The sequence below is a fragment of the Candidatus Uabimicrobium amorphum genome (genome assembly GCF_009002475.1).
GTDB lineage: Bacteria > Planctomycetota > Uabimicrobiia > Uabimicrobiales > Uabimicrobiaceae > Uabimicrobium > Uabimicrobium amorphum.
On sequence record NZ_AP019860.1, the window covers coordinates 8,801,720 to 8,826,785 of the forward strand.

At 40.7% G+C, this 25,066-nt stretch carries 17 protein-coding genes; 6 read left to right on the forward strand and 11 right to left on the reverse strand.

Annotated features, from left to right (window positions below):
- Window positions 1-61: 61 nt before the first annotated feature.
- Genes UABAM_RS30955 through UABAM_RS30975 form a run of 5 tightly spaced genes read right to left on the reverse strand, consistent with a single transcriptional unit; the run spans window position 62 to window position 3,566 of the window.
- Window positions 62-340, reverse strand: a complete 279-nt coding sequence (locus tag UABAM_RS30955; RefSeq protein ID WP_151971854.1) for a hypothetical protein — start codon at window positions 338-340, stop codon at window positions 62-64.
- Complete coding sequence (locus UABAM_RS30960; RefSeq protein WP_151971855.1) at window positions 340-1,506, reverse strand: hypothetical protein; 1,167 nt, start codon at window positions 1,504-1,506, stop codon at window positions 340-342. Before UABAM_RS30960 ends, UABAM_RS30955 begins: the two co-directional genes overlap by 1 nt.
- Window positions 1,507-1,535: 29 nt before the next feature.
- Window positions 1,536-2,537, reverse strand: a complete 1,002-nt coding sequence (sppA, locus tag UABAM_RS30965) for a signal peptide peptidase SppA (RefSeq protein ID WP_151971856.1) — start codon at window positions 2,535-2,537, stop codon at window positions 1,536-1,538.
- Between the two features lie 10 nt (window positions 2,538-2,547).
- A complete protein-coding gene (locus UABAM_RS30970; protein WP_151971857.1) occupies window positions 2,548-3,282 on the reverse strand; it encodes a biotin--[acetyl-CoA-carboxylase] ligase in 735 nt (244 codons plus the stop codon).
- Window positions 3,279-3,566: a hypothetical protein gene (locus UABAM_RS30975; RefSeq protein WP_151971858.1), complete on the reverse strand. Its 288-nt coding sequence runs from the start codon at window positions 3,564-3,566 to the stop codon at window positions 3,279-3,281. The genes UABAM_RS30970 and UABAM_RS30975 overlap by 4 nt, the downstream gene beginning before the upstream one ends.
- 155 nt (window positions 3,567-3,721) lie before the next feature.
- On the opposite strand from UABAM_RS30975, the gene UABAM_RS30980 reads away from it, so the two are divergent.
- Window positions 3,722-7,894 carry a hypothetical protein gene (locus tag UABAM_RS30980; RefSeq protein ID WP_151971859.1) on the forward strand — a complete coding sequence of 1,391 codons (4,173 nt, stop codon included), beginning with the start codon at window positions 3,722-3,724 and terminating at the stop codon, window positions 7,892-7,894.
- Between the two features lie 119 nt (window positions 7,895-8,013).
- Complete coding sequence (locus UABAM_RS30985; protein WP_151971860.1) at window positions 8,014-9,561, forward strand: hypothetical protein; 1,548 nt, start codon at window positions 8,014-8,016, stop codon at window positions 9,559-9,561.
- Window positions 9,562-9,611: 50 nt separating this feature from the next.
- Here the strand turns inward: UABAM_RS30985 and UABAM_RS30990 are convergent, their stop codons facing one another.
- Window positions 9,612-12,683, reverse strand: a complete 3,072-nt coding sequence (locus UABAM_RS30990) for an efflux RND transporter permease subunit (protein ID WP_151971861.1) — start codon at window positions 12,681-12,683, stop codon at window positions 9,612-9,614.
- Between the two features lie 2 nt (window positions 12,684-12,685).
- Entirely contained in the window at window positions 12,686-13,993 is a 1,308-nt protein-coding gene (locus UABAM_RS30995) for an efflux RND transporter periplasmic adaptor subunit (RefSeq protein WP_173013673.1), read from the reverse strand.
- Window positions 13,994-14,130: 137 nt separating this feature from the next.
- Here UABAM_RS30995 and UABAM_RS31000 point away from each other — a divergent pair, with 137 nt between their 5' ends.
- The 4 genes from UABAM_RS31000 to UABAM_RS31015 all read left to right on the forward strand — a co-directional run bounded on the left by UABAM_RS31000 (window position 14,131) and on the right by UABAM_RS31015 (window position 21,295).
- The gene (locus UABAM_RS31000; protein ID WP_151971863.1) at window positions 14,131-14,553 is read left to right on the forward strand and encodes a GNAT family N-acetyltransferase; all 423 of its coding nucleotides are present in this window, start codon (window positions 14,131-14,133) and stop codon (window positions 14,551-14,553) included.
- 796 nt (window positions 14,554-15,349) lie between these two features.
- Window positions 15,350-16,858, forward strand: a complete 1,509-nt coding sequence (locus tag UABAM_RS31005; RefSeq protein ID WP_151971864.1) for an NlpC/P60 family protein — start codon at window positions 15,350-15,352, stop codon at window positions 16,856-16,858.
- A 180-nt stretch (window positions 16,859-17,038) separates the two neighbouring features.
- A complete protein-coding gene (locus UABAM_RS31010) occupies window positions 17,039-19,393 on the forward strand; it encodes a hypothetical protein (protein WP_151971865.1) in 2,355 nt (784 codons plus the stop codon).
- A gap of 12 nt (window positions 19,394-19,405) precedes the next feature.
- Entirely contained in the window at window positions 19,406-21,295 is a 1,890-nt protein-coding gene (locus UABAM_RS31015; protein WP_151971866.1) for a DUF3352 domain-containing protein, read from the forward strand.
- Window positions 21,296-21,408: 113 nt separating this feature from the next.
- On the opposite strand, the gene UABAM_RS31020 is transcribed toward UABAM_RS31015, so the two are convergent.
- The 4 genes from UABAM_RS31020 to UABAM_RS31035 are packed head-to-tail and all read right to left on the reverse strand — an operon-like array spanning window position 21,409 to window position 25,065.
- Complete coding sequence (locus UABAM_RS31020; RefSeq protein ID WP_151971867.1) at window positions 21,409-22,020, reverse strand: ABC-type transport auxiliary lipoprotein family protein; 612 nt, start codon at window positions 22,018-22,020, stop codon at window positions 21,409-21,411.
- A complete protein-coding gene (locus UABAM_RS31025) occupies window positions 22,021-23,202 on the reverse strand; it encodes an MlaD family protein (protein WP_173013674.1) in 1,182 nt (393 codons plus the stop codon).
- Complete coding sequence (locus UABAM_RS31030) at window positions 23,195-23,944, reverse strand: ABC transporter ATP-binding protein (protein WP_151971869.1); 750 nt, start codon at window positions 23,942-23,944, stop codon at window positions 23,195-23,197. Before UABAM_RS31030 ends, UABAM_RS31025 begins: the two co-directional genes overlap by 8 nt.
- A gap of 2 nt (window positions 23,945-23,946) precedes the next feature.
- Window positions 23,947-25,065 carry an ABC transporter permease gene (locus UABAM_RS31035; protein ID WP_151971870.1) on the reverse strand — a complete coding sequence of 373 codons (1,119 nt, stop codon included), beginning with the start codon at window positions 25,063-25,065 and terminating at the stop codon, window positions 23,947-23,949.
- Between the last annotated feature and the right edge of the window lies 1 nt (window position 25,066).

Here is a 25,066-nt window from a genome sequence, read left to right on the forward strand (position 1 = left end):
CTCTGTGATAACCTACTTTAGTTATCACAGAGCTTTTCAATATAACATAGCGTAACAATACCTATTGACATGTTTGAGAACGATGGACATACTTGTCAAAAGCCCAATAAGCTATTCTCGCGGCAACGACACCAGGGACTAACAAATATAAGTACAACCGCAAGCCAATAAACACGGCGGCTGTCAAAATAGTTACAGTGGGAGTATTTTGTCCTGAGGCAGTCAATACGGCAAAAGCGTCACCACTACTTAACCAATATAATAGAAATATGTGGGTAAAAACAAGAGCTATCAGTGTTATGAAAATACGGTATGGTCTATGCTTTTTGTCCTTTTCCATTATTTGTTTCCCTCTAATGGTATTGCCGTGATCATGGCGAACATAATCGCATTGCCAAGCGGTCCTCCCGCAACATACTGCCACTTGCCTTTAGAATACAAAGGTGCCCCAAAAAGTACCGATGTACGATATATTTTTTTGAAATAAGACCTATCACCGTGTATACGCGTTCCTGCCAACATAAAACCAGTAGGAGAAACTCCGTATCCCAAAATAACCGGTCCGGAATCAACGTCGCCAAATCCATTTTCAAAAGAAACAGGATATTCTCGCATCAATCCAAATCCCAAGAGAGAATCAGCCAATTCTTTCTTCGCAGCACGATACATTTTCGCAGAGAGATCTGGCTCTATAAAACTCAAGAAATACAATCCAAAAGCTGTACCAGAACCTCGCGGTTCATCTATTGGTTCTCCATCAGAGACATTGACCGCTTGGTACATAAGACCTGTTTGCGGATGGATGTATCGCTTGCGAAAATTTACAAGGATTTTATTTAATGGTTCGTATGGCCTGTTGGTTGCACGTGCATGTAAACCAATAGAAGCAATGGCCAAGCAATTATCCGGTGGATAAACTTCATTGGGGTATGTTTGTAAAAGCATAATTTTACTTTTTGTGATGCGACGTAACAATGCTTCACTAATACGATCGTTAATTTTGGCATAACGGGACTCGACCTTTAGTGAACGATGTAAACTAAGAACGACATTTAGGTAAGCTAAATAAGCTCCATGATCGGATACGTCACTATCAAGTGTATCCATTGCTTTGCTTCCCCATTGTTTCTCGTTAAATAGTTGCAACTTATCGCTCAACATTTTTTCGATACAAATCTCCATTTGTTGGATGTAGTGATCTTTTAATTGTGGATGTTGTTTTGCCATTTGCGCGAAGCCGCTTGCACCTAAAACATAAGTACAAAATAGCCACTCTCCATTAAATAAATCATCTCCTGTTCCAAAATCACCAATCGATAAATCCATCTTTACATAATGTTCTACTGATTTCGCAAGTGCAATTTGACATTTGCTTTGGCCATCAAACCAGTCGTCTGCTCCTAAACCACACCACCATGCAGGAATCGTAAACGTAACTGCAATAAAAACTCCTACACCTAAAAGCAAGCGTAAAAAACGCTGTTTCAAAGTAATGTGTTGTCTCATCTAAATATCCTGAACCATCCGGTTCAATACTATGGACGCCATAGATAATAAAAATTAGCCGTAAATTTTTGGCGCAGCATCGATTGCACAGGGTTTTCCGCTTTGGTTTGTGCCTGCAATAACTCAAAGAAAGGATTGACATTTTTCTCGTATTGAACAAACGACGTGTCACTGCGCTTGATACCTAGAGTTTCGCAAATACTATCTTTAGCGTCATCAAAATAGCCCAGTTCATCGACTAATTTGAGTTCTAAAGCTTGCTTTCCGGTATAAATACGTCCATCCGCTATTTTCTTTAGCTCATCTTCTGGCATATCGGTTAATTCTTTTCTGCCGCTGCGAACTTTTTCTAAGAAAGTTGCGTACATTTCCATAAGAATACCATTAAAGATTTCACGCTCCTCTTCGGTAATATTCCGCGAAAAAGAACCGATATCCTTGTGTTCTCCAGACTTGATCACGATAGATTCAATACCCAATTTGTCTTTGAGTAACTCCTGCGCTTGGTAAAAAGACATGATTACCCCAATACTTCCGGTGATCGTCGTTGCATGACAAATCACCTTATCGCAAGCCATCGCAATATAGTATCCTCCCGAAGCAGCAACACCGTCAAAATAAGCAATTACCGGTACTTTCTTGACATTTTTGTATTTGGTAATGATGTGAAATATTTTGTCTGTTGCTGTAATGGTTCCCCCTGGAGAATTGATATATAGTATCACTCCTCTAATACGATTGTCTTTTTCCGCCTGTTCGAACACTTTCTTCACATGGCGCGAATTTACCGTGTAAGTATCTGGTCCACTGTCGCTAATAACACCTTGTAGTGGCACTATTAAAATTTTTGATTTATCACTCTCGCCTTCGACCACTTTTTCATTAAAGCTATCACTTTTTGTCGACTGTTCTTGTTGTGCGGCGGTAACACCCAAGAGAATGATGTTAAGCATTATACTCACGAAAAGTACGCAAATAAGTACTACGGAAAGTACGGAAAAGAAAAAACCCGAAAAAATCTTTTTAATCATTGAATTGTCCTCACACTACGATATGTATCTTTTGCCCTTCGACATCGCAAATGGTCACACTGCCATCATCATGTAAACATTGCAACACACCGCGATAAATTTTATTGCCTTTTGTATAAGAGTATACGCCATTTTGTGTTTTACCACTATATTTCCAAAATAATTCGCGATAATCTTCCACGGTGGTACGTGTATATACTTCCTCTAATAAACAACTAATAACTTTAGTGCGCATAGATTCCTCTCTTACACCTTCGATCGCTAGGGATGTCGCTATATCAGGAATTTCATTTGCGGAAGCGTACACATTAATTCCCATACCCACAACAATCCATCGTAACTCATTATCGACATTCTCGATGAGAATGCCCGCCAACTTTTTATCGTTAAAATACAAATCGTTGGGCCACTTCAGCGTCAAATTTTTTTCTATTTCAGGAAATGAATGGATCACTGCGCGGTATAGCATCACCCCCAAATAAAAATTCAAAGTGACGATATCATTGACAAACGGATTTTTTATGGAAAAGGAGATATAAATGTTTTTTGCCTGCGATTCCCATGTACGGCCATAGCGACCGCGTCCTCTACTTTGCGCATTGGCAACGACGACCCAGTTTTTGCATTCATCATTGCGGCACATTTCTTTGCACTTTTCGTTGGTAGAGTCTACTTTGTCGTAAAATTGAAAGTGTAGTTCGCTAAATTTATTTTGAAAATACGCTTGTTGGCTAAATAAATTCACGCTTCTTTCTCTCGGGATTCAATAAACTTTTTTACCGTATATTTCTTGACATTAATATAATGGTCTAAATCCGCCTTTTTCACTTTTTTGCGGTAGCAAACCCAATCCTTGCTCTTTTTTTCCATAAGCAATTGTCGCTTATAACCGTAGTAAACGATATCAATAATCGTCTTCACCTTGAATTTTTCGCTATTTTCTAAAGGTTTTATCTGAATAGCAGCGACCTTACTGCCCCCCGACATCAATAAATGCTCATTTTGAACTTCATTGTATTCCCAATCCATTGTTTTCTCCTACTTTCTAATCAGTCGTATGGTTTTGAGTTTACTTGTATACCGTTTTTTGTTAACCTGTGAGACTCGGGATGTCCAAGACATTCCCTAATATTTAAATTCTAAATGCATATTTTTTGGAGCGTCCCTTAATTGAAGAGACAAGTATGACAACTACCAAAAACCCAAAAAAATTGATTGGTTTTCGTGCAGGTGATTCTACACAAATCATAAAATATTACATAGATAATAAACTCAATGTCGGAAAGACAAATCGTCAAGAACTTATCAATGATATCGTCTCGACGAAAAAAGGCATTTTTATACTTCGCGAAAAATACATCCGCGATGTGATTCAAATGCACCAAAAACTGGGTTTATTAGATTTGTATGTTCCGCATACCGAGGAGTACACTTTACCGAAAGAAGATTTTTTGCATATCGCAAAAATTGAAATGCCCGACATATACTCCAACATAGGTAATCCCGAAAACATACCCGACATCGTAATTCTCCTGCGAGAACCTACATCTAAAGAACTTTCCACTTATAGTTTACTTCATTTTCGCCGTTATTATTGGTCACTAATTTTTCATGGAGAAATCCACAAAATTCAAATGCAATGGGAAAAAGAGAACCACATCTCCGATTACCAAATCAATGCATTTATCGAAGACATTGGGCGAAATATTTTTGAAGAAATACGCTATGTTTTATTTCACGAAAATCTACTTTTTGATCAAAACAATGATCGTGAAGTTTTTTATGAATTCATTGCCTATTTTTTGCAGTTTTATAACTTTGCTCCGCAAAGCCTAGTCAAAATCTTCCCGATATTAACTAATTATGAACAAATCTACAAGAAAATAGTCGATTTGGGATTTGACGTAGAACACCTACTGGCGCATTCGCGACCCAACAACTCAGTTAGTGTAGAAGAGCTCATTATAAAACGCGAGTATCGACTCAAAGATCCCAACCCAGATTTACCTATTTTTGAAACGCGATACCATCTGGATAAAATTTATGAGAGTCCTCAATTTCAGGAATTCTTCGGTGCTAGTAAAGCAAAGTTTCGCCAACAATACGGCAACTTTATCGAAGAAGTTATCGACGACATCATAGATTACAACGGTATTATTGGTCGTTGCGACTTTAAAAAGCTCCATGCAAAAGCCTTCCGCAAGAATATTGAATTGCCAACGGCGAGTTTACTACAACTTGATGTTATCTTCAAAAAACAACTCAAGGCCTTTTACACATCCGGCTCCTATTGGCAAAGAAAAATCTTTTCCTTCTCTCCACAGAATTTACTTAAAAATGAAAAATACCGTATGGCAACGCGCAAGAATATCGAAAAAGTCATACCAAAAATGGAGAAGGACCAAAAGCAAATAGCACAAAAAGCCGGTAAAGTAAATTTTCTCGCCAAGCTGTTGTTACCACTGTGGCTAGTGTGGCAAATTGTACTCATTATTCCGCGACTTTTTTACCCAATCGTACGCTTGTTCCAATTTCGTTCTCCTCGTGCACAAAAAGCTGTACATAAAAGTATTCGCCGCAAATATCGCAATTCACTACGCATCGCTTACTATGCGAAAAGCAAAGGTAACATGGCACGCGCATTTATGGAATTTAAAAAATGTCAACGCCATATTTCTTCTGTGGTTAGCCCTATTGAAATTCCGAAAAATACGCCTTTATACCAAGAGATCCACAAAGAAGCGAAAGCCTGTCTTGAATCTATCCAGGAAGAATTTGCCAAAGAGTACCAATACAGTGACAAACAGCGCAGTGAATTGGAAAAGTTTTTTGATCACATCATCAAACTCGACCCACTACAGCACATGCACCGCAGACTATTACAAGATATCCAAAAATCATACGTCGATTCGCGTAGAGTTTACTTTAAGGTTTCCTTTTTTGGATGGTTATTTACCCTGGGAAGAAAAAGTTTTAAAACGCCGCTTCCCGCGCTATCCAATCTAAAGAAAATTCGTTCATTGCGTGCGATTCAGAAGCGAATATATAATTTACAACTACGTAAATACGAAATAAATTTGCTCATTAACTTAATGCAAAGTACCTTTGAAAACGAAGAAAATAGAATCCGCGAGCACTATCGTCCACTCCTCGAAGAGGCTTTTGTTCAAGCAGGTCTGCATCCAAAAGAATCCGATGGAATTTTATCGCAGCGTGAATCTGTCGCACTGTACAAAATGCAAGAAGAAGTATTGGACTTATTTGTCGACAAAGGTTATGTTCACATGACCGACTTACGCGATATCATCAGCCGCAATCAATTAAAAATGAATGACTTACGCAGCCCACAAGAATTTATTCTCGGCGATCAATTATTGCGTCTTGACAAGAAAATCGACAAGGTTCTTCTCGGTGTGCATCACCGTGGTGAAATTTACATGCGTATGATTCACCGCGTTAGTTCATTACTTTTTGGTTTTAGCGTTGGGCGTTGGTGTGCCAAATACATAGCAACTCCTTTTGGTGGAGCATATGCCCTCATCGAAATGTGCCTATACATAGGGAAAAAATTTGGTAAGCTGTTCAAACACGAAATAGAAATGTCGGCATATCGTTTACACACCCTTCAGCAGCATTATATCTATCCACTTGACCAAAAAAACTCAACAAAACCTATATTAGTCATGGTCATCGGTTTCGCACTTTTATTTTTCTTCTACACGAAAATAGGACGTCGTACAGGAAAACAAATCATAAACTACATGGTGAAATTGTTGCGTTTGATCTTTATTAAAATACCAAAGTGGTTGTGGTTCTTGCCTCCGATTCAGTTCTTATACAAATTAACTTTTTGGCGTTTCCTAAATATTTTCGTCTTCCGCCCCGCGCTATATACATGTCCCATAACGTTGCCCATTGTCTATTTTACAAATCTGACAAATTACCTAAACGGTTACTTATTTGTACTCTTCGGCATAGCGCTTGGAAACTTAGTAATAAATACCTCTTTAGGACGAAATATATTCGACTATTTGGAAGACCGCCTCATGCACTTTCTTTACGAATTCAATCGTACGGTGTTTGTGGGTATGTTTCACTTAATCGTCGAAGGCTTTAGTACCGCAATTCAGTGGATTGAACGTGTACTTTACGCGGTAGACGACTTCTTCCGTTTCCGCCAAGGGGAAAATGTCATTTCGCAAGTGGCCAAGGCAATTTTTGGGAAAATCTGGTTTGCAATAAACTACCTATTCCGTTTCACCATAAATCTTATTGCTGAACCACAAATAAACCCCATTAAACACTTTCCCATCGTCACAATTTCCCACAAAATTATTTTGCCTTTTTCTTATCCACTAACCATCGCCATGGAGGAAACACTCATCCCGATTCTCGGAGATTCTTTCCTACTAGGTGTGGGAATGACCATAGTCTTCTTATTCATTCAATTTGGAATGCCGGGAATTTGTGGCTTTATGGCATGGGAATTCAAAGAAAACTGGAAACTATATGAATACTCGAATTCGCAAACCGTAAAACCTGTTATCATAGGAAGTCATGGAGAAACAATTCCACGATTTCTCAAGACGGGTTTTCATTCCGGAACGATTCCCAAACTATACAAAAAAATTCGCAAAGACAAAGCAGGAACTGCAAAGCTCAGCTATTCGCGTAAAATTGAGTATGAACATCACCATATTTGCCATGACCTAGAAAAGTTTATCTCGCGATCTTTTTGTAGCCAGTTTAACATAAACACCCGCATGCGTGACTATTTGCGCAACGTAAAAGTAGGCCACGCCGCTATTCGCAACCAAAGTATTACCATTCCAGTAACTCTTTATCAAAAAGACCGTGAAAATGTCACGTTCAAAATCATATATGAGTTGCAGTCCGATCTCATTTGTTCTTACATTGAGGGTGATCTCTCCGACATACACGAAGAACTCAAAAACTACGTATTACTAATGCTAATCGTAGTTTGGAAAGAGTCTGCGGTAGATACCATCACCGATCAAATGGAACAGTATATCGCAGCGAATTTACGCTTAGACGAAGATTGGTATGCTCTTTATAGCTTAGATGAAGACTACTTGGTACTAAAAGTGTACAGTGCGAAAGCGCTGATACCTATTGGAGAAATTACCTATAACCTAGGACACGAAGAAATAAAACCGCGTGTTTCTAGGGCTTTCAGTAGTCAAACAACACTTCCTTCGGTACGTAGAGAAGATCTACTCATCAAATTTCGCGACATGTCATGGGAAAATTATGACTCCGCGACGAAGAATTTCCTACTCAAGAAAGACAACTACACCGAAAATACCATCCCTGAATTTTTGCACAAAGCGTACTAAATTCGTTCCAGAGTACTGTTTTTTTTACAGTACTCTGGTTCCCTCCACGCTTACAAATTTTTACAACACCGATACAAAATTTTGAGAAAATCCCATCTCGTTTGCTTAAAGGTTCCGAATTGATTTCCAAACTCCCACTGTTACAAAAAGAATTGATCGAATACGCAGCGACAAAACGCTTATACATTCTCCGTATCTTATACGGTATTGTGGTATATGGTGCTTTCCTTCTTTACTGGTCTAACCTAACCAAATATTCAAATATCGTCCAGGTTCTAGGTAGCGGTAAATATTTATTACGCAATATTTTTCATATTAACATAATCACCATTTATCTAGTTTTGCCCATCATGAGTGCCAACATAATCACTGCGGAAAAAGAAAAACGTACATTACTGCTCATTCTCATCACCAGATTAGGACCATCTTTCATTTTACTCGAAAAATTCTTAAGTTTAGTCATCTTCATGTTTAGTTTTCTCATCATGTCCTTTCCGCTAATTTACGTATCCTACCTTTTAGGTGGATTTACCAATGCCGAAGTATTTCTTGCCATTTACATACAATTACAAACCGTCGTTCAAATAGCGGTGATAGGATTACTTTTTTCTTGCTGTTGTAGAACTTTCCTAAAATCTCTTGTCGCAACATACATATTTACCGGCGTTTTGTATATAACACTGCCTATCTTTTTCCCTTTAAAATACTACTACAAAAAATACCCCTTTTCTTCATGGCAGGTCGTCGACTACACCATTCCCATTTGGTGTCTCGTCATTGCTTTACTGTGGATCGCGCAATATTTTTTAAGACGTTACCCCTTACAACGTGATCAGCGTTCAGTCCCACGGCGCGGAGATTCTAGCGCCGCGATCATCAAAACAACAATTGCCAATATTTCACGTCCTATCGTATGGCGCGAAGGAACATATGACAATTGGTCACTCAAAACCAAGATATTCTTTATCACGGGAATCATCATTGGTGTGGGAATGATGTACAACCCAACGCACCATTACCGCGACAAGCTCGTCATCATTTATTTTTTAGCTCTTGCTATCGCCACGTTATTTTTGACCATCAAAAGTGCGACATTGTTCCAAAGTGAAATAAAACACCAAACCTGGGATGTACTTCTAACAACAACAATGACGACAAAAGAAATTTATTGGCAAAAAGTCATGGTACTGACGCGTTTCACCGTATATTTAATTATTTTGTTGTCTCTCTATGCCCTGAGTACTGTATCAGCGTCGCATATTTCAAGCTACTACCAACGATTCTCTTTACAAAAAAAATGGATATACGCGATCACATTTACTTGCGTAATTTTCACTTGTATTCAATGGTCGATGACATGGCTAGGCTTAGTGCTGCGTAAAAACCCCAAAATTGCAATGATTGCAATGAGTATTCTCACCGCATGGTGTATACTTCCCATAATACTGGCCAGGCTCCTAAATACCAGCTCCATAGTTCTACTTAGTCCCATGTCCGTTTTCCAAGGCATTATTGCCGGACGCATTCCGAACTACCGTCTTGTGAGATACGACCCCTATATTGACAGAGGCTTCCACTTTGCGCTACTTTTCTTTGTCATAATGACTGCCGTATGCTTTATCATGGCATACAATAGCGCTCAAAAACACATACGGCCTAACGAATAAAACACAGTCCGTTTCAAATCGGAGCCTAAAAATCTTCGCAAAAGACTTATTTATGTGCTAGATGTTTTACAAAACATATCGTTGAGTATGTTATACATACACGGCAACACCACCAACACCAAAACCGTAGAACTCAGTAAGCCAAATACCAAACTTGTGGCAATGGGAATGAGAACCTGAGCTTGAACACTACGCTCTAATAACAAAGGTAAAAGACCCGCCATTGTCGTTAGTGAAGTGAGAAACACCGCGCGAAATCGTTCTTTACTTGCTAAAACAGCCGCGTGTGCACCGTGCTCTCGTTCTTTATTTTTGATAAACTCCACCAACAAAATAGAATCGTTTACCACAATTCCTGCCAGTGACGCAAATCCCAGCAAACTTGCTAAAGACAAATCAATTTGCATGATAAAGTGCCCGATAACGACTCCCACAAAGGCAAAAGGAATCGCGGTCATGATCATGATGGGTTCGCGATAGTTGCCAAATTGAAACGACAACAGTGTAAAAACCCCCAAGGAACCAATAATTAAAGCCAACCAAATAGAACTACTCGTCACCGCCGAATTTTCCGTTTCACCACTTATCGATATTTCCACTTGTGGAAACTGTTTGCACAGTTTTGTGAGATATTCCGTGCGAAACTTCGCCATAAATTCCTGCAAATTGATTTGGTGATGATTGATGTCTCCCTCGATGGTAACGGTGCGCTTTTCGCGCACATGACGAATGGTATTAAATCCCTGTACAACTTCTAAATCCGCCACTGCGTGAAGCGGTATTTGTTGCCCGCGATTTGTCGTGACATAAAAATTCGCAATGTCATGAATTTCGTCTCTGTTTATCTTGGGAAGCTTCACTTCCACCTCAAAAGAAGTTTGCGCGACCTGCACATTTTGAACATAATGGCCATGAAAAGACGATCGCAGTTGTTGGGCAATCGTTTGCGCGTCGACAAGTTCTGTCGCTCCCTGTTTTAGACGAATCAGAACCTCTTTTTTCCCACTGCGCAAATCATCGCGAAGATTTACCACTCCCTTGTATTTGCTCATATAGCTTTGAATGAGAATAGAGACTTCTTTCAACTGAGAAATATCCTCCCCATGGAGCAGTATCTCAATAGGCACACCTGCTGGTTTAATCACACGTTGTGCGAAATTGATCGACAAGACTTGTGGAAGTTCCCCCACCTCTTTACGCCACATATCGTTGATTTCGCTAGATAAAACCGAACGAAATTGGTTCTTCACCAAGTCCACGGAAATCGTCGCTAAATGGGCACCACTTTCTTTCGCGTCCACGTTGATTCCATACACAACGCGTTTGTTGCGCATAATTTCTTCACCATACTGCTCTTGTATTTTACTACGTACCCGCGAAAAAGCCGCGTCTACCATACCCACAAGTTCTTCCGTGTCCTCCAAGGGCGTACCTTGAGGCAACAAAATACGTGCTTCGGCAATATTCCCCTCTAAATCGGGAAATGCGCGAAATTTCTTAATGCCACCGGTCAGTGTTGCCATTGCGATACACACAATACCAATCAAGAGCCCCATCACCAAATAACGATGACGAATCGCCGTGGTCACCACCACATGGAGAACTTTCGCACGCAAAAATTCAATGAAATTTTCGACCCTTTGTCGTAAACGGTTGCCATGGTCTTCTGGAGACAGTGTATGAACTAAATGACTCGGTAAAATGAAAAATGCTTCGAGAATACTCACGATGAGAACCACGAGAAGTACAACAGGAATTACTTGTAATATTTTCCCCAAATTCCCCTCCATAAATGCCAAAGGAACGAACACAAACGCCGTGGTGAGAAAAGATGAAATTACGCCCATTTTGACTTCGTTAATACCACGCACCACTGCTTCGAGAGGTTTCTCGCCTTTTTGCAAGTGTGTCGCAATGTTTTCCGCAATGACAATCGCATCATCCATCACTAAGCCAAGGGCAATAAGTAGTGCCAACATTGTCATCATATTGAGAGAATAGCCAAGATAAAACATAATGCAAAACGTAGTCAAAAAAGAGACAGGAAGTCCCATGGATACCCAAAAAGCTAGAGGAAAATTAAAAAACAACCACATCGACAAAAACACCAAAAGTAACCCTTGCCAACCATTCGTCATCAGTAGATCTAAACGCTCACGTACAATGGAAGACACATCTTGGGTGATTGCCAAGTGTGCCGTTTCCGGTAATTCATCGTTTTTGTTCGCGATAAACGATTGCACTAAATCCAAAATACGCAAACCGTCTTGTTCCTTTTCTTTAAATATCGTTAGTAACCCCGCACGCTTATTATTAAACATAATCTTATTTTCACGTACCTTTAATACATAACTCAATTGTGCAATGTCCCCTAGTTGAATCTCTTCCCCACGTTGCCCATTTAATACAACAACCTTCGCAAACTCCTCTAGATTCTGCCTCTCATCGGCATATCGCACAAGTATTTCTTCATGGCCTGTCGAAACAGATCCCGACGGCAAATCAATACTGTTTTGCGATATTTTTTGGGCTATTTGTGCGATGTTCAACTTATATTGCAACAGTTTATCTTGAGAAACCTCGATGCAAATTTGCCGCTCGGAAAAACCGTGTAGTTCTATTTGTGAAATCTCATTGTGTTGTCGCAACTCACTCTTGAGTTCCTCGCAAAAGTCTTTGAGCTCTTGCACCGACATTTCACCTGTCACCGCGATAGAAGTCACAGGTATGTGTATATTAAAATGAGAAACGACCGGCTTTTCTATTTCTTGCGGAAACGTTTTAATACTTTCTATATTATTGCGTATATCAGCTAAAAATTTATCGATGTTTCCGCTGTCGTCCATAGTAATAGAAACTTTTGCCAAGCCCTCGTGCGCTTCTGATTTTATTTTTGAGATGTAACTAACAGCACTGAGAGATTCTTCCATTTTATTGACAATTTCGTTTTCCACTTCCGCCGCCGAAGCCCCAGGATACACAACAACCACCTGTACAATATCCGACTCAAAATCGGGAAAGGTTTCGCGACGCAAAGACGGAAGAAAAAAACAGCCTACAAATACAATGGCAAGCGTAATAATATTCGCCGCCGTCGCATGTTTTGCCATATATCGAATCATCACTAATCTCCTTCCATTACATGCAAATTATTCACCGCAGGTACCACGGGAGAAACAATAATTTTTGGATACTCATTCGGTAAATTCTCAATAATTGCCATGTTGTCTTGCCAAAAGTCGACATGAATGGCGCGCTTTTGTAAACGGCTGTTATTATCGACAAAATACACAGTGTTCCCACTATGCATTGCGTGACGAGGTATGCAAAGCGCCGCGCGTTTTTTTCCCAAAATCACCACTTCACAAAACATACCTTTCACCATAAATTGACGTTTGTCGATAGGCACATCTTCTTGTGGAGTGTTGTAAACGGCAAACACCATCCCAAAACTACGTGTTTGCGGGTCAATATCATCACGAAATCGAACAAAGTCCCCATGCCAAATAAGTCTGCGTCCATTGCCTTCCCAAGTAATTTTTGCCTGCACACCCATTTGCTTTAACAACTGTGGGTTTTCCCGCAACTTTTTACCCAAGATACGTTTTTCGTTTTTTGGTAACAAATGATCAAGTTTTTTCCAAAACTGTGCCTCTATTTCCATCACAGAAATGTCATCCACACGCAGGAGAACTTGTCCAGACGCAGCCACTTGGTTTTGTGTAACCGTTACTTCGGTAACAAGCCCGGTAAATGGCGCACGAATTTTGGTGTATCGCAACTTGCGCACGGCACTTTGCAATTGCGCTGCAATTTCTTGCTTCTGCGTTAGCAACATTTTCTTTTGTGTGGGCACTAAGTTGAGACTGTTTTGCAAAGAGCGCACACGATGTTTTTGCGCTAGAAAATTACGTAACTGCGCTTCGTATGTCGATTGTGCGGCTACGTTATTACGCATCAATTTCTTTTGCCGCTCTACTTCTCTCTTGTTCCACTCCAAACTTTGCTGCTCTATTTTTAATAGCGCCTTATTGTTTTCCATAGAAACACGCAATTCCTCTAGCTGTGCGTCGATACGATCTGAGTTTGCGTTGAGTTTAGTGATGTTAATCTCATATTCACGGGGATCTATTTTCACGACAACAGTACCCTTATGAACTATTTCGCCCTTTTTGAGCTTTTCGTGAACATAAATTACCTCCCCGCTCACCTGAGACATACCTACCCAAGTGCGTGAGGGCTGCGCATAGCCATAACTCTTGATACGCGGCACGACAACAGATGTTGTCACGGGAATTGTCTTAACTACTTTACGCGGTTGTTGCTGATGTTCATGAAGTAAACTATTGCGCGCATTCGCCCAAACGAGCGTGAGCATTCCCACAATAATCGGTGGAAAGAACGATAATTTTTTCCAAATACTATTTTTCATTTTTTTCTCCCAATAGACTTTCCATAGGTTTTCCCCATTAGTGTCAAAAATAGCATTTGGGTTGGATTTTTTTTTATTTGAGTTACAATTACTCATTCGTCACAACTGAATTTATCGTAATTTGCGAGGAAGTAAAAATGTATCGATTTGCAGAAGATTTAGAAAGCGTACCTTGGGAGGAACTGTGTGATTTGTACGAAAAAACCGATCTTGGACAACGAAACCCCACAGAGCTACAACAAGCTTTTTCGCAAAGTAGTCATGTAGTTCTAGTGTATCAAGACGCGCAGATCGTCGGCGGTGGTAGAGCCATTAGCGACGGTGTTTACTACTCTGGTATTTTCGATATCGCGGTTTTACCTGAACACCAAGGAAAAGGACTGGGACGCGAAATTATGAACCGTTTACTGGCAAAACTAAATAAGCAATTCATTGTCCTAACAACCACAGTCGGCAAAGAAGAATTCTACGGGAAGTTAGGCTTTCGCAAACACAAAACCGCGATGGCAATTTATCCAGCGCACAAACAAAAATCGGCGAAGCTTTATTTGGAAGATTGAATTCTACTGGTATGCGATGCCCTCACCATCAAATAGCAAGTTTTCAGCGTAGCTGAAAACTCCTATTTTCATACCTCTCCCACAGGGAGAGGTGTAATGCTTCTCTTTTGGTAAAAACAAAATTCACTTGATTTGCGAACCAAATTTAGCGCGCATAAAACAAAACGAATGGTATCAAATTCCCACGTGTTATGCCTCTCCCTGTGGGAGAGGCATGAGAATTAAGGCTTTTAGCAAAGCTAAAACCTTAAATTCGATGGTGAGGGCACCAACACAAAAACAAACCCCTTTTCTTACCTAAACCAAATAAATTTAGCTCGCATAAAACAAAACGAATGGTATCAAATTCCACGTGTTATGCCTCTCCCTGTGGGAGAGGCATGAGAATTAAGGCTTTTAGCAAAGCTAAAACCTTAAATTCGATGGTGAGGGCACCAACACAAAAACAAACCCCTTTTCTTACCTAAACCAAATAAATTTAGCGCGCATAAAACAAAACGAATGGTATCAAATTCCACGTGTTACGCCTCTCCCTGTGGGAGAGGCATGAGAATTAAGGCTTTTAGCAAAGCTAAAACCTTAAATTCGATGGTGAGGGCACCAATACAAAAACAAAACTCTTTTCTTACCTAAACCAAATAAATTTAGCTCGCACAAAACCTTAAATTCGATGGTGAGGGCACCAATACAAAAACAAAACTCTTTTCTTACCTAAACCAACCTAACTAGTGACAGCAAAATAAAGATATGTTATGATAAAAATAATTCGTTTCTAAAACATTAGGAGGTTAGAACAATGAAGAATTTATGCATAGCGCTACTACTCATAGTGGCTTTGCACGCAGATTTTGCCATAGACAAAATCTTTTCTGTTTCCTACGAACGTGGACAAATTACCGTTCATAATAATACAGATGTCGCTACCGGAATAGACAATTTCTATGTTTCTGGTGACGATCTCTATTTACTTCACAGTAGCGAACAGCGTATTTTACATTATTCCCTTTCACAGCAAGAGTACATCAAAAGCATCGACATTCCTGCTTTTGCCATTGATATCGCTGTTCAGGGCCAAGTAATTTTTGTCGTTACTTCGGATCAAAAACTACACATCATCAATTCGCGTCAAATATCCTCACATAGCGTTGGCAAAGACGTTATTTCCGGTATTCACATTGTAAACAATATGCCCGTACTTCACCTAGCCAACGGCTCGACCCTAGATCCATCGCAAGATGGTCGCACCGTCAAGGGCTGGCAATACGGCAACACCCACGTTTACACCGAAAAAGTAGCGCAAAACATGGGCAAAGTTGTTGTTCACCACAACGACCTAGAAATGACCTTTGATATTCCCACGGAACTAGAACTAGGTTCGATTGTTCCTCTAGGAGTTCACGGAGACAAAGTATTTGTTCGTATAGAAAACCTTATTTCCAGTAGCCCAATACAAGTTTCGCAACAAATTTTGTGCCTAAACATTCGCAATCGTGGCCATGTGATCGCCACAACAATACCGAATATACACAACAACTTCAGCTACAACGATTGCAAACAAATTGGCAACACTTTGTTTAAAATGATGCTCACTCCACAAGGTATCGATATTATCACTTTAAGTACCGAAAAAGACGGTGCAACTGCTTGGCCATACGACTATGCTCATCATTACAACGATCATTTATCGCAGATAGCAGAACCAGTAACAGATGAAGTGGTAGAAGAACCAAAAACACGTATATCTCGCAGCCAAATCATCTGGAACGCCGAAGCGTACCTTGGTGTATATTGGAGCTGTAAATCCAAAAATACCACTGGGCTAAAAACACTACCCGACGGCTCTAAAATCCGTACCCCAAAATGGGTAAAATCCGGCTCTCACTACAAAATTCCTTACAAATGGGGTGGCTTTACCAGCGTTTCTGTATTCAAACAAAAAGCCTCACAAGGAAAATATGCCGGAAGTGACTACACCAAGTCCGTTTCTTGGGGAGACAATCATTGTGTAGGCGTTGACTGCTCTGGATTCGTTTCTCGTGCCTGGGGAACCAGTAAAAAATACGGAACAAGCACCATCGGTCAAGTTTCGACACAACTGAGTTCCACTTCCAAGTTGAAAAAAGGCGACGCATTAAACAAACGCGGTAGTCACATTGTTCTCGTTATCGAAAACAATCCAAGCGGAACTGTAAGTGTTATCGAAGCTTCTGGTATTGACTGGGCGGTTTCAAAGCGCACACGTAACCTATCTTCTATGTCTGGTTACAAACCGATTTACTACAACAATGTTAGCGAATGGAAATAGTTAGCTAACCTTACCGAACTGCATAAAGCAGTTCGGTGATTACTCCTCCTCACAATCCCATACTTCCCCCCACGCCCAGTTCAATTTTTTAAAATAATTTAAATTTCCTATTGACAAAAACTCCAAAGTCTTTAACATTTGCACATCAATGTTTAAGGACTTCATTACTAGGAGTTATTTATGAAGAATATTTTTATTGTTTTGGCAATCCTTTTATTGAGTGTTGCACTTATGGCGCAATCTGTAGAGGAACGGTTACCGGAAAATAGCGTTTTCGTTGTAACCTTTCCTAATATAGAAAAAGCTGTAGATGCATTACAAAATACTAGTCTTGCTCGTTTAACACGCGATCCGCAAATACGCGAGGTGATTGCGGGTTTAATGGAACCATATCAAGAACAACTACAACCTTTCTTGATGCAATATCATCAAGCAATGCAACAGGCGGAGCAAGTGGCTCTTGGAGAGATCACTGTCGCCGTTACCGCGGTCAATATGCGCGAACAAATTCCCGTAGAAGCGGTAGTGTGCATTGAGCTAAAAAAAGGTATGCAACTTGCCCAACAAGCTTTACCTATGTTGGAGCAACAAATGCAAAAAGACGAGAACGGTGTATACCATATGCCTGGCATGGCACATCTAAAGGTGACAGAAACTCACCTTCTTGCGGCAACCAGCATGGATCTTTTAAATCTTGTTTCCGCAGACCACGATAAGTCACTCAAAAACAATGCGGCCTATCAAAAGGCGAAGAAAAAAGTGCAAAAAGACCACACACCGGGGATTTTTGTTCATATCAATACCGCAGAGCTATACAAAACTTTTTCACCGATGTTTGGAAAAAAAGAGAGTGAAGTTTTTCAGTCTTTACATTTGAACAAACTCAACTCCGTCTCCATGGCTCTTAATATTGCGGGAGATCATCTTCACGATGCACTTTTCATCGATTTTCCCGGACATTCTCCACTAAAAGATCTACTTATTTACGAACCTGTTTCGGAAGAGATACTCACCAAAATGCCCGCTACAACGCACCTTGCCTTGGCGGTCAACTTCAGCTTGCAATCGTTACTTAACAAAATCGAAAAGCTCATTTTAGCCGTAGAACCTCGCGAAATAAGAGGTTTTCGTCGCGAGATGGAACTTGCGGACAATGAACTAAGGATGTCTTTCAAAAATGATTTGGGCACACTTTTCGGTGAAATGGCGCTTTTTCAATATTCGAACAACAACAGTGGTCTAATTCCTCACACGATGCTCATCGCCCAATGCAATGATCCAGTTACTTTTGGTAAATTACTGGGAATGATTCAAAAAGAAGTGCGCATGTTCTCTTCTCATAAAATGGTGTACAAAGGACGTACGCTGCATTACTTCTCGGTTACCGCAAAGAGACGTTGGGGTGGTTGGCACCGCGAAGATGATCTTATTGCCACGGGAGTGTTCTTAGGCGGCATGGGTTTCTTTTTTGATGATGGTTATATTCACCTGGGACAAGTTCAGACTCTGAAAGATTATATAAACACTCATGGAAAAAATAACCTGACGACCAACGGCGATTTCCAAAAAGCACACGCCAGTCTTACGGTAAAAAATCCTTCGATCTTTGCTTATCGTAATTTGCGTTCGGGACTTAGTACCTATTGGAACACTTTCCTACCTGCACTTCGTAGTCTGGAAGGATACGCACGCGCTGCAGGCATTCCTCTAGAAACAGCTCTACTACCTGATGGTGATACTCTTGGCAAGTATTTTACTCCTGCCGGTTTGGGATTTGTCACCAACACGGACGGAGTTTCTTTTGAGTCTTATAGTCACATGGGTGGACTTAAGATGCTAGGTTTGCCAATATTTGCACTATTTTTAATCGAAGAAGGACTTCCTTATCGTCAGAGACGCAAAGTTAAACGCGAAATTGAAAACCTATTTAACGCACTAGAAGACCTAATCGGTGACGCCAGTCCTTTTCGCAGTTCACGCATAGCGGCAAACGAAAGTTCTGCCATTGGGACCCTGCGCAGTATCAGCTCATCACAGGCTCTTTTTCAAAGTGGCTGTTATCTTGATCGCAATCAAAACGGCGTAGGTGAATATGCATTTCTTCAAGAACTTACCGGGCAAAGTGGTCGTTTAGATAAGCCTGTTAAATATGGGTTTTTATCAAGAACTTTGCAACCTAATTATCGTGGTGTTGCGCAAAAAAGCGGCTATTACTTCCGTATGTATTTGCCTGGTTCGCAAGGATTCCAAAACGCAATCGCCGAGTCGAGCAAATTTTCCGATAAAGTCAGCGATGAAACAATTTCAAATCAAGAAATCCGTTTTATCTGCTATGCATGGCCTGTAAATTACAGAAGAACGGGAAAGCGTGCCTTTTGTGTTACAGAAAGTGGCGAAGTATTTGCAACAGAGAACAACGCCAAACGCTACACAGGAAACTACGAACCGGAAGTAAATGCGGCGTTTTCTGGTAAAAATGAATCCCCTACTTACGGTCAAGGCAGTGATGGACAGTATTGGTCCTCAGCATACTAAAAGGAGAAAATAGTGAAGCGCATCTTATATTTAATATTTGCATTGAGCGTTGCGCTACATGCACAGGAAAAGAGTTTCGATTTGCTAAATGCTCTTCCGCAAAAAACTCTTGCTGTAGTGTGGTGTCCTAGCGTTGACGATGTAAAAACGGCTTTTCTAAAGTCAGACCTTTATCAACTATATCAAGAAGAAGAAGTACAACAATTTTTAGCTCCGATGATGGATAAATTTGGTCCGGAAATGCAACACGAAATTGGCAAAGAACTCAGCAAAATCAATCGCGAAACAGGTAGCAATATCACTTTAGATACACTGCTAAATGCCGTAAAGGGACAAGTAACGTTAGCTGTTACCGGGGTAAATCCTGCGAACCGCAAAATCCCAATAAACTTTGCCGCTGCTATCGAGTTTTCCGAAGAAGTGCGTCAAATCATCGAACGTCTTGTGGCTCCTCAAACGCAAGAGCAGAAGCTACAAAACGTAGTTGTACGCCGCGGTCCCATGCCTGGATGTTTTGTATTTGAAGGTAACACGCTCGTTGTCGCAAGCAGTACAGAACTCATGGACCAACTTTATGGTGAAAAACAAGGTTTACGTCACAGTGAGCAGTTCGCCAATGTATACAAACGAATTACTCCCGAAGGCGAAGTTACCACTTTCGCTTGTTTTTTAAACACCAAAGAAGCGTGGAATTTTGCCAAACAAGCTATTCCACCACACATCGATATGATGTTGGAACGCGCAGCAGTGTATAGCATGGAATCTATTGCTTTTAGTTCTAATTTTGCTGGACGCAATATCCACTCTTACGGCTTTTTACATCTTCCTCATGGCAAGGAAGGATTTTTCAAACTCTTTCCACACACCAAAATGGACGTTGTGGCAAATGCCAAAAAAGTTCCTGATACCGCAATGAGTTTTACCTGCGGAAACGTAGACTTTGCAGGTTTCATGCAAGAGGTGCAAAATATTCTGCGTCTTTTAGACCCCAAAGGACAAATGGGACTTATGCAGCAGTATGAACAAGGGTTGCAAATGCTAAAGCAAAATATGAATCTCGACATGGAGCAATTTGCCAAAGCACTACACGGAGTCGCAGCACAAGCCAGTATCTTACCACGTCGTGGTCTTCTCCCCTCTTCTATTGCTGTGTACACGGTAGGCGACAACGATAGTCTACAAAACTCTTTGCAGAGCATGGCGAACCTTCTACAGTTACAAATAAAAAGTGTAGAACGCGATGGATATACACTAAATTACTTTAGTGCACCTTTGGGAAAACTCGGAACCAATCCTTTCGATCCACGTAATACGATGCGCAACCCGATGCAAATGGTTGTGAGTAGTATTGCAAACGCTTTCTCAGGAATGGCATACGTCATCCATGACGGACATTTTTATTTTAGCGACAGCGCCCAAGCCTTACAAAGACATATGGCATGGCAAAAAGACGCAAAAAATACTCTTGCCGACGACGCCGACTTCCAAGAAAGTATCAAAAGTGTTTCCAGTGACAGCACAGGAGTGTTGTATCTCAACCAAAAAACTTTGGTCGCAAGATGGTGGAATACTGCCATCCAATTCTTACGTATTTTTGAAGGTGTCCTGAAAAAAGAAAAAATACCTTTTCACAGCGCACTATTGCCATCACACGACACACTTACACGACATTTGGGAAGAGCTGTTTTTGAATTTGGTAGCAACGAAGATGGTCTATACTTTGCGCACAAAGGACAACTCGAAGTAATTCTAATGGGTGCTGCTGTTGTCGGTATTGGTGCTGCAATTGCGGTTCCAGCAATACTTCGTGGTAAACCACGTCAAAAACGCTTTGAAATGAAGAAACCCGAGAGAAAGTACGACACAAAAAAAGAACACCACAAAAAGTATGACAAGAAATAATAGTTTTCTGTACTGAAATGAAAAAGCCTGGGAAATTCCCAGGCTTTTTTTGGTCACTTAAGATAAGATTTTCGTTTTCGCATTGGTGAGGGCATCAATACAAAGAAGAACCACTATTTTTCCAATATCTCCGCAGAAATCTTCCCCTCTAAATCTTGTAATACCTTTTCCAAAGCGCTATTCCACCCCTTCACGAGTTCCGCAGCACTGGTGTCCGCAATCGACACTTCTTCATGGAAATTTTGTTGCAAAATCACTTCATTTTCGCCGTTTTCATTTACCGACAACAATAAAAATTGCAACTTCAACACCGCCTTAGGGGCGTTTTGGTCGCGAAAGTCACCATAGACACCTTGTACCAAACCTTCCAAAATATAATTGGCGTCAATAAGACTATTTAATGAAACGACTTGCGAAAACATTGCGCTTTGCTGTAGCCAATTTTTTGATGCTTCGGTAAACATATTCGATACCGAGATAAAAAACGAATTATAAAAATCCGAAGTATATTGATTATCTTGCTGTAAATAGACAAGTTCCTTATCGGTAAATGCCGGAGAAACATCAAAATCAACTACGCGAAGTACACTGCCAGGTATCGTTTGCGATGCTTTCTCCGCACTTGGCACTTGGATTAAAAAAAATTGTTTCTCTACGTAAGGTTGCTTTACATCGACACAACCCGTCACAAGAGCAACGGTGATTAAGACAAGTATTCCTCTCATTTATTTATTCCTTTCGCGCGCTGGAGGATCTCCAAAAAGCAATTGTGCAGGGTACTTTTCCGCATTTTTTGACACTTGTTTCAGATGTTCAGCAAAAATACGCAAATTGCGCACTGCCTGATTGATATTTGCCTGATTCGTGCGAATTACCATATTGAGGCGTTTTGCCATCAACGTCCATTGCTTCGCAATCTGCGGCATTTCGGCAATCGTGTCCTTTAACTCTTGTTGTCGTACAATATCATCAATATCTTTGGTGAGTTGCGTTAATTCTTCGCCAAGTTTTCCAAAATTTTGTATACTGTTATTGACACTCTCGCTCAGTGTTTTGGCTATAGGCTGTAATTCTTTGGTAAAGTCTTGCATGTCCGCTGTCATCTTTGCAAAGTTGTTGACAATCCTACTAACATCTTTAGGAACGCTCTCTAATTCTGGGTCACCCAAAAACTCGTTGATACGCGCAGAAAACCTCTCCACTTCAACGGCGACATCACTTGTGCGATTGATTAAATTTTGTATATCTTTTCGCGCCCCTTCTACGTCAATATCGCTCACACCTTTTTCCACAGTTGCCACAAGCTTATTCGTTGTTATAATCAGGCGATTCACGTTAGAAGCAATGCTTTCAAAATCGACATTCTGTATTTTCTCTAAGGTAGTCACAATAGAGTCACTCACTTGGGAAATTGTACTCTCCGTACTTGGAATGTAAATATTTTTCGGTTTCCAATCGTACCCTAACTTATCCTTAGTATGCTTGAAAAAATCAAGTTCAATATACGCTAGCCCCGTAATTCCTTGCTGCGCTAATCGCGTACGCATACCTCGGTCGATGAGTTCCTGTAAACGCTTTTGACGCTCACTTTCCTTTGCATTTTCATCACTGCCAACCAGTTTGGGATAAATAGCAATGCGAATGTATACGTAACCAGTATACTCTGCATTTTCCGATGTATATCTGTTTTGACAAAAATCAATATCGTGAACGCTACCAATCTGTACGCCACGGTACTTGACAGGTGCTCCAATCGATAGCCCTTGAATACTTTCGTTAAAATACGTTTCTACGTAATAGCTATTTTCCAAAGCTGCCCCTGCTCCAAGCATGGTAATCATTGCCGCAAATAATATAAAACCACTGATTGTGAATAGTCCAATCTTGTAATAGCCACTCTTATTCATCTTTACCTCGTTTAAAAAACTTTCGAACCCAAGGATCTTCGCTGGTATCGCGAAGTTCATGAGGAGAACCAACAGCTACAATTTTTTTTACGCGCTTATCTAACATGATAACACGCGAAGCTATCGTGTAAATACTCGGTAGCTCGTGGGTAACAATAACAAAGGTAATCTTCAAACTTTCGGCGAGTTGTAATATCAATTCATCCAATTCAGATGATGTAATTGGATCTAATCCTGCCGATGGTTCATCGAGAAATAACACTTGTGGGTCAAGAGCCATTGCGCGGGCAATGGCTGCACGTTTTTGCATACCGCCGCTTATTTCAGCGGGAAAGTGATGGGCAAAAGCATCTAACGATACTAATTTCAATTTACAGCGTGCAATCGTTTCAATGGCATCTGGGGGGAGATCGGTGAATAATTTTAGCGGCATTTGCACATTTTGTAGCAAAGTCATCGAGCCGAAAAGAGCTCCACTTTGGTACATAACACCTATTTTACGCAAGATTTTTTTACGTTCATGTTGGCTGGCGGTCACAATATCATCACCGTCGATGTGTATACTTCCGCTAAAAGGAGCATATAAACCAATGAGATGCTTAAGAAGCGTACTCTTTCCGCAGCCAGATCCGCCTAAAATAACAAAAACTTCTCCGCGATGTATTTCGAAATCTAACGAGTCTAAAACCATATGGCCTTCGTATTTTGCCGTTAGATTTTTAACTTTTATAATCGGTTCCATTGTTAAATCCCCAACGCAAATAATACCACGGAAAATATCGCATCAGCAACCGCGACGAGAACAATGGCGCTAACGACGGCACTCGTCGTAGATTGCCCCACAGCTTTTGCGCCTGTCCCTGTTTGTAAACCGCGCAAGCACCCCACTCCGGCAACGAGAATGGCAAAAGCAACAGACTTTACAACACCGGCGAGAAAAGCAGTGATGGTAACGGCTTGGGCAATACGATCCATATAAATGACTAAGGGATAACCAAGGGACAAGATAACAATAGCACCGCCCATCAGCGCAAATAAACAACAAAAGCAAGACAGTATCGGCGTCATCATTACCGAGGCAATCACCCTCGTTACCGCCAAATACCGCACAGGGTCAAGTCCCATTGTCACCAGAGCATTGATCTCTTCATTGACTTTCATTGTTCCTAATTCTGCCGCAAATGCCGAACCACTGCGTCCAGCGAGTACAATTGCGGTAAGAAGTGGCCCTAACTCTTTGAGCATAGATAGTCCAATTAGATCGGCAACAAAGATCTCGGCACCGAACTGCTTCATAGGAACTGCGGATTGGAACGCCATAATAAGCCCCAGGAGAAAACCAATTAGACAGATAATAGGTAATGCGTTCACTCCGGCACTTTCCGCATTGATCCACGTATCTCCCCATGGAACTTGTCGGCGATTTTTCATTGCCCAAAAAATGGCAACAAGAAGTTCCCCGGTAAAAGTAATAATTTCGCGTAAATCTTTCAAAATAGAGTGGGTAGCCCTACCAATCTCTTCGATGATAGAGACCTTGCTTTTCTGTGGAAGTGGTGCAAGTGTTTCGAGTTCAAACATATCGACAAGAGGAAGAAATTCTTTTTTCAGTCCTACGACTTGCATGTTTCCCTTGACTTTTTCGCGCACTTTTGCAAATAAAGTTGCTCCAGAACCATCGCAATATACAACATCAGAAGCATCTATGACAACATTCTCCGCGGAATTTTTATCGAGAAACTTAAACGTTTGTCGCCACACAGACCCAAGATGTATACAGTCGAGATGACCTTGAAGCACCATGCGTATTTCCGTACCTTTTACAGTAAAATTTACTGTTGTTTGCGGAATATTTATAGCCATG